The 6,182-nt window shown below is 58.9% G+C and carries 5 protein-coding genes; all 5 read left to right on the forward strand.

Features of this window, described 5'->3' with window-relative positions; all coding sequences use genetic code 11:
- Positions 1-20: 20 nt before the first annotated feature.
- The 5 genes from RCH93_RS09380 to RCH93_RS09400 all read left to right on the forward strand — a co-directional run bounded on the left by RCH93_RS09380 (position 21) and on the right by RCH93_RS09400 (position 6,030).
- On the forward strand, positions 21-1,307 hold the full coding sequence (locus RCH93_RS09380; RefSeq protein ID WP_306548106.1) for an MFS transporter: 1,287 nt from the start codon (positions 21-23) through the stop codon (positions 1,305-1,307).
- Positions 1,308-1,493: 186 nt separating this feature from the next.
- Positions 1,494-2,570, forward strand: a complete 1,077-nt coding sequence (locus RCH93_RS09385; protein WP_306548107.1) for a TRAP transporter substrate-binding protein — start codon at positions 1,494-1,496, stop codon at positions 2,568-2,570.
- Positions 2,571-2,749: 179 nt separating this feature from the next.
- Entirely contained in the window at positions 2,750-3,295 is a 546-nt protein-coding gene (locus tag RCH93_RS09390) for a TRAP transporter small permease subunit (protein WP_306548108.1), read from the forward strand.
- Positions 3,292-4,632, forward strand: coding sequence for a TRAP transporter large permease subunit (locus tag RCH93_RS09395; RefSeq protein WP_306548109.1), 1,341 nt, complete (start codon positions 3,292-3,294; stop codon positions 4,630-4,632). Before RCH93_RS09390 ends, RCH93_RS09395 begins: the two co-directional genes overlap by 4 nt.
- Positions 4,633-4,950: 318 nt before the next feature.
- Positions 4,951-6,030 carry a TRAP transporter substrate-binding protein gene (locus tag RCH93_RS09400; RefSeq protein ID WP_306548111.1) on the forward strand — a complete coding sequence of 360 codons (1,080 nt, stop codon included), beginning with the start codon at positions 4,951-4,953 and terminating at the stop codon, positions 6,028-6,030.
- Positions 6,031-6,182: the final 152 nt, after the last annotated feature.

The following is a 6,182-nucleotide window of genomic DNA, read 5'->3' on the forward strand; positions in this document are numbered from 1 at the left end:
TTTGACTGCGAGACTCCAGCATGACGCCGCTTTCCGCACTGCTTCTCCGGGTTTTCGCCCCCTTTGCCGCCGGCTACTTCCTCTCCTTTCTCTACCGGGCGGTCAACGCCGTGCTGGCCCCGGAACTGCTGCGCGATCTCGCCATCGGGCCCAGCTCGCTTGGCCTGCTCACCGCCGCCTATTTCATTGCCTTCGCTTCCTTTCAACTGCCGCTGGGCGTGTTGCTGGACCGCTTCGGACCGCGCCGGGTCGAAGCGCTGCTGCTGCTGGTTGCCGCCCTGGGGGCTTTCTGCTTTGCCAGAGCCGATTCCATGGCCGAGTTGATCCTTGGCCGGGCCCTGATTGGCCTGGGGGTTTCGGCCTGTCTGATGGCCGCCTTCAAGGCCTACACCCAGTGGTTTGCCGCTGAACAATGGCCGCTGATCAACGGTTTCCAGATGGCGGCAGGCGGGCTCGGCGCCCTGGCCGCAACCTCGCCGGTGCAATGGCTGCTCCAGTGGACCGACTGGCGCGGGGTCTTTGTCGGCCTGGCCCTGTGCACCTTGGCGGTTTCGGCGCTGGTGCTGTTGGTGGTCCCGGAACGCGGCGCCGCCGCCAAGGGCGAGACCTTTGCCGATCAGGCGCGCGGCGTGGCCATTGTTTTCACTGATCGTGGTTTCTGGCGAATCGCGCCCCTGACCGCGCTTTCCCAGGCCTCTTTGTTTGCGGTTCAAGGCCTCTGGGCCGGCCCCTGGCTCAAGAACGTCAACCATCTCGACCCGCCGGCAGTGGTGCAGATGTTGTTTTGGATCGCGCTGGCCATGGTGGCCGGATTCATCGGTCTCGGCGCGCTGGCCAAGCACTTGCAGCAAAGGGGCGTGCCCGTGCTGGTTTCGGCGGTCGCCGGCATGGTTCTGTTCATGGCGGCGCAGCTGCTGTTGCTGATCGCGCCGCCCCGCTGGGCAACACCGATCTGGCTGGGATTTGGTTTTTTCGGCACGTCAGGCATCATCGCCTATGCCGCCCTTTCCCAAAGTTTTCCCGCGCGGCTGGCCGGCCGGGTTACCACCGCGATCAACCTGCTGGTTTTTGTCGCCGCCTTTGCCGGGCAATGGGCGATTGGGGTTATTGTCGGCTGGCAACCCGCTGCCGGGCCGGGGCAATTGGCCGCCTCTGGCCTGCGAACCGGATTTGCCGTCCTGCTCTTGTGCCAAATCTGCGCCTTGATCTGGTTTGTCAGCGCCGGACGGCGCAACCGCTCAATCGACCCCGTTCACCAAGAACTGCCGCCCAACGACGGCCCTGCAGGCCCTGTTTTTCCCAAATAATCGGAACGCCTCGCGAGGGCGTTTTTTTCGCCGCGCCGCGCAAAAAAAAACCGCTATCAGTTGCCTTAATTCAAGCCGTATATTAAACAAATGCCGTGCGGCCGCCTGCCACCGGCGACAATGCCCCAGACATCGACCTACTGGGGGCGCCACGCCCCTTGTCTTCAACCAACGGAGGAGAAGCGTATGAAGCGTGTCGGAACATTGGCCCTTGCCCTGATTGTCTGTCTACTGACGACAGCAGCCGCATTCGCGGCGGAAAAAAAGGTTCGCTGGAACCTGGCCATGACCTGGAACAGCACCCTGACCCCCTTTGTCAACGCGCCGACCAAGGTGGCGCAGATGGTCAGCGACATAACCGGCGGCAACTTCGTCATCAAGGTAGAAGGGGCGGAAAAACACAAGGCCCCGCTGGAGATCCTCGATATGGTCAAGGGCGGCCAGTATGAAATGGGCCATTCCGCCTCCTACTACTGGAAGGGCAAGGACGCAACCACCGCCATTTTCACCACCGTGCCCTTTGGCATGAACGCCGACGAGCAGAACGCCTGGCTCTACTACGGCGGCGGCATGCAACTGATGCAGAAGTGCTACGACAAGTTCGGCGTCTACGCCTTTCCCGGCGGCAACACCGGGGTGCAGATGGGCGGCTGGTTTCGCAAAGAAATCAAATCGCTCGACGACCTCAAGGGCCTGAAGATGCGCATCCCCAGCGTCGCCGGCGAGGTTTTTGCCAAGCTCGGGGTCAACGTCACCAACATCGCCCCCGGCGAACTCTACACCTCGCTGGACCGCGGAACCATCGACGCCCTGGAGTGGGTTGGCCCAGGCATGGACATTAAAATGGGCTTTCACAAGATCGCCCCCTATTACTATGCCGGCTGGCACGAACCGGCCACTGATCTGCAATTCCTGATCAACAAGCAGGCCTTCGACAGCCTGCCCCCCGAGTATCAGGCCGCGTTGAAAACAGCCATTCAGGCCGCCTCCGCCGACATGCACTATGACAATTTCGCCATGAGCAGCGAGGCCTGGGCCTCCATGACCACCGAATTCCCCAACATCAAGGTTATGCGTTTTCCGGAGCCGGTTCTGGCGGCGATGAAGAAGGCCACCGACGAGGTCCTGGGCGAGTATGCGGCTAAAGATCCGTTTTTCAAAGAAGTGCTCGATTCCCAGAAGGCGTTTATGAAAAAGGCGCGCGCCTGGACCAAGATGTCGGAGCAGTATTATCTCGAGGAATCTGAAAAAGTCGTGAAATAACAAGGAGTGCGCAGTTCGCTGCCTGCCGTCCGTCTCGCGGCCGTGAGACGGACGGCTTTTTTTTATGCGGCAACGGGTTGTTTTGTTTGCCGCCTAGACCCAGGCAGACGTGATCGGCAGGCCTGCTGCGCTGAGTTTTTTATCGTGCCGCGCATTTTGTTTTTTTAGGGGGGATACACATGTTGCTGCAAGTGGAACGTTTTTTCATGCAGACCAGCCGCCTGCTGGGCAGGGCGCTGGCGCTCGTCTTTTTGCTGATGACCTTAAACGTCTTTTTTGACGTGGTCATGCGCTACTTTTTTCACAACAGTTCCGTGGGCATGCAGGAAATGGAATGGCACCTGTTTTCCATCGTCATCCTGTTCGGGGTTTCGGTGGCCCTTTTGGAGGAAGGCCATGTCCGGGTCGATTTCCTCTACGACCGCTTTTCGGTGCGCAAGAAGGCGGTGATCAACATTGTTGGCACCGTCTTTTTTCTCCTGCCGCTGGCCTGCCTGATCCTGTTCGGCTCTTTTGATTTTGTCATGGATTCATACAACATCAAGGAGATCTCCGAAAATCCCGGCGGCCTCCATTACCGCTACGTGATCAAGGCCATGATCCCCCTGGCCTTTGCCGTTCTGGTGTTCGCCGCCATCGGCTACACCATCAAAAACATCAACCTCTACCGGCGCAATCCGCACCCCGAACTCCTGTCCAGCCGCCCTGGGGAGGATCGTCCATGACCGGCATCATCATGTTTTTCGCCGCGCTGTTGATGCTGGCCATCGGCTATCCGGTCGCCTTTACCTTCGGCTCGATCTCGATCTTCTTCGGCATCATCGCCGCCATGGTGGCTGTGGCGCCCGACATCAGCCTGATGGCTGTTTCCGATGAATTTCTGCGCATGTTCTCGATGATGCCCTTTCGGGTCTACTCGATCATGAACAACACCATCCTGATGGCCATTCCCCTGTTCATCTTCATGGGCATCGTGCTCCAGCGCTCGCAATTGGCCGAACGACTGCTCGAGGCCATGGGCACCCTGTTTGGCCGGGTGCGCGGCGGCATCGCCGTCAGCACCGTGCTGGTCGGCACGCTCCTGGCGGCGTCCACCGGCGTGGTCGGCGCCTCGGTGGTGGCCATGGGCGTTATTTCGCTCCCGGTGATGCTCAAATACGGTTACTCCAAGCCGTTGGCCACCGGCACCATCTGCGCCGCCGGCACCCTGGGACAGATCATTCCGCCCTCGGTGATCCTGGTCATTCTTGGCGACGTCTTCCAACTGCCGGTGGGCGATCTGTTTGCCGCCGCCTTTGCCCCTGGTTTTGGCCTGGTCGGGGCCTACATCGTCTTCATTCTCATCTGGGCCTTCCTCAATAAAGACGTGGCCCCGGCCATGCCGCCCCAGGAAGGCACCCGGCTGGCCAACTTCGGCCATGCGCTCACCGCCATTCTGCCTCCGTTCATCTTGATTATTCTGGTGCTGGGATCGATTTTTGTCGGCATTGCCACCCCCACCGAATCGGCGGCTGTTGGCTGCGTCGGCGCAGTCATTCTGGCGGCCATGTACCGGAAATTGAATTGGACCATCATTGAGGAATCAGCGGTGGAGACGGTCAAGGTCGCGGCCATGGTCTTTGCCATCCTCATCGGGGCCACCGCCTTTTCGATGGTGTTTCTCTACAGCGGCGCCGACGCCATCGTCGAACAGATCATGACCAACCTGCCCGGCCAGAAATGGACCTTCCTCTTTCTGGTGATGCTGATCATTTTTGTCCTCGGCTTTTTTATCGACTTTTTTGAGATCACCTACATTGTGGTGCCGATCATCAAGCCGGTCGCCGAGGTCATTGGCCTTGATCCGCTGTGGTTTGCCATCCTGATTGCCATGAACCTGCAGACCTCCTTCCTCACCCCGCCCTTTGGTTTTTCGCTGTTTTATCTCAAAGGCTGCTGTCCGCCGGAGGTCAGGACCGTCGACATCTATCGCGGGGTTGTGCCCTTTATCATCCTTCAGGTCATCGTGCTGTTGGCGCTGGCTGTTTACCCGGAATTTTTTGGAATGCGATCAGGACATTAAGCAGAGGCCTTAAACGAAGACGGATGGCTCCCTGACTCATTCTGTCTCCATCGAACACGGCAGGATTGCCCAGCGAAACCTCGTCGAAGCTGGCGGCTATTTTGAGCAAAGCTTGAAATATCGGGCGATTATGAAATTTCTCCCCGCTGTGCTCGTCGAGAGGACAATAAACACGCTCCACTTTTGCAATGGAATCGAAATTTCACGCAACCAGCAGCAGACGGCGCCGCGAATCGCCAGCTGCTGCCCCCGCACACCGCCTGCCCGACGGTTCGCCGCCCCAGTGGGTCAATTGACAATCTTTTGGAGAAAAAACGTATGAAGCGCTGCGCCCCCTTTGCCCTGACCCTGGCCGCCTGTTTGCTGGCAGCCTCTCCGCTGTTCGCGGCGGAGGCGAAAAAAGTCCGCTGGAACCTGGCGACCACCTGGAACAGCACCCTGACCCCGTTGTCCACCCCGCCGGCCAAGGTGGCGCAGATGGTCAGCGACATGACCGGCGGCAATTTCGTGATCAAGGTGGAAGGCGCGGAAAAACACAAGGCCCCCCTGGAGATCCTCGACATGGTCAAGGGCGGCCAGTACGAAATGGGCCACACCGCATCCTATTACTGGAAGGGCAAGGACGCGACCACGGCGCTGTTCACCACCGTGCCCTTTGGCATGACCGCCAGCGAGCAGGGGGCTTGGCTCTACTACGGCGGCGGCATGGAACTGATGCAGAAATGCTACGACAAATTCGAGGTCTATTCCCTGCCCGGCGGCAACACCGGGGTGCAGATGGGCGGCTGGTTCCGCAAGGAAATCAAATCACTCGACGACCTTAAGGGCCTGAAAATGCGCATTCCCAGCGTCGCCGGCGAGGTCTTTGCCAAGCTCGGGGTCAACGTTACCAACATTGCCCCAGGCGAACTCTACACCGCCCTGGATCGCGGCGCCATCGACGCCCTGGAATGGGTGGGACCGGGCATGGACATCAAGATGGGCTTCCACAAGATTGCCCCCTACTACTACGCCGGCTGGCACGAGCCTGCCTCGGACATGCAGTTTTTGATCAGCAAGAAGGCCTTCGAGGCCCTGCCGCCGGAGTACCAGGCCATTTTGAAATCGGCGATCAAGACGGCCAGCGCCGACATGTACTTCGACAACTTCGCCCAGAACGCCCAGGCCTGGGCGGCCATGAAAACCGAGTATCCCAACGTCAAGGTGATGACCTTTCCCGAACCGGTTCTGGCGGCCATGAAAAAAGCCACCGACGAGGTCCTGGGCGATTATGCCGCCAAAGACCCCTTGTTCAAGGAAGTGCTCGATTCCCAAAGGAATTTCATGAGAACGGCCCGTGAATGGACCCGGATGTCCGAGCAGTATTACCTGCAGGAGTCGGAGAAGGTGAACAAGTAATTCTATTTCTATTTCAAAAGGGAATCGCGTCTATTTGTCATATAAAGGCAAGAGTCGAAAAATTAGATAAGCTGGGGTGAGGAGAAGAGACGAAGTGTCAAAGGCATATAGCCTCTCGAAATGCGAAAATCTCTTCTCACCCTGGCGCCTTT

This window comes from Desulfobulbus sp. (genome assembly GCF_030824455.1).
In the GTDB taxonomy this organism is placed as follows: Bacteria; Desulfobacterota; Desulfobulbia; order Desulfobulbales; family Desulfobulbaceae; genus Desulfobulbus.

Coding starts and splice junctions, on each gene's coding strand:
- RCH93_RS09380 (WP_306548106.1), top strand. CDS start 21: ATGACGCCGCTTTCCGCACTGCTTCTCCGGGTTTTCGCCCCCTTTGCC.
- RCH93_RS09385 (WP_306548107.1), top strand. CDS start 1,494: ATGAAGCGTGTCGGAACATTGGCCCTTGCCCTGATTGTCTGTCTACTG.
- RCH93_RS09390 (WP_306548108.1), top strand. CDS start 2,750: ATGTTGCTGCAAGTGGAACGTTTTTTCATGCAGACCAGCCGCCTGCTG.
- RCH93_RS09395 (WP_306548109.1), top strand. CDS start 3,292: ATGACCGGCATCATCATGTTTTTCGCCGCGCTGTTGATGCTGGCCATC.
- RCH93_RS09400 (WP_306548111.1), top strand. CDS start 4,951: ATGAAGCGCTGCGCCCCCTTTGCCCTGACCCTGGCCGCCTGTTTGCTG.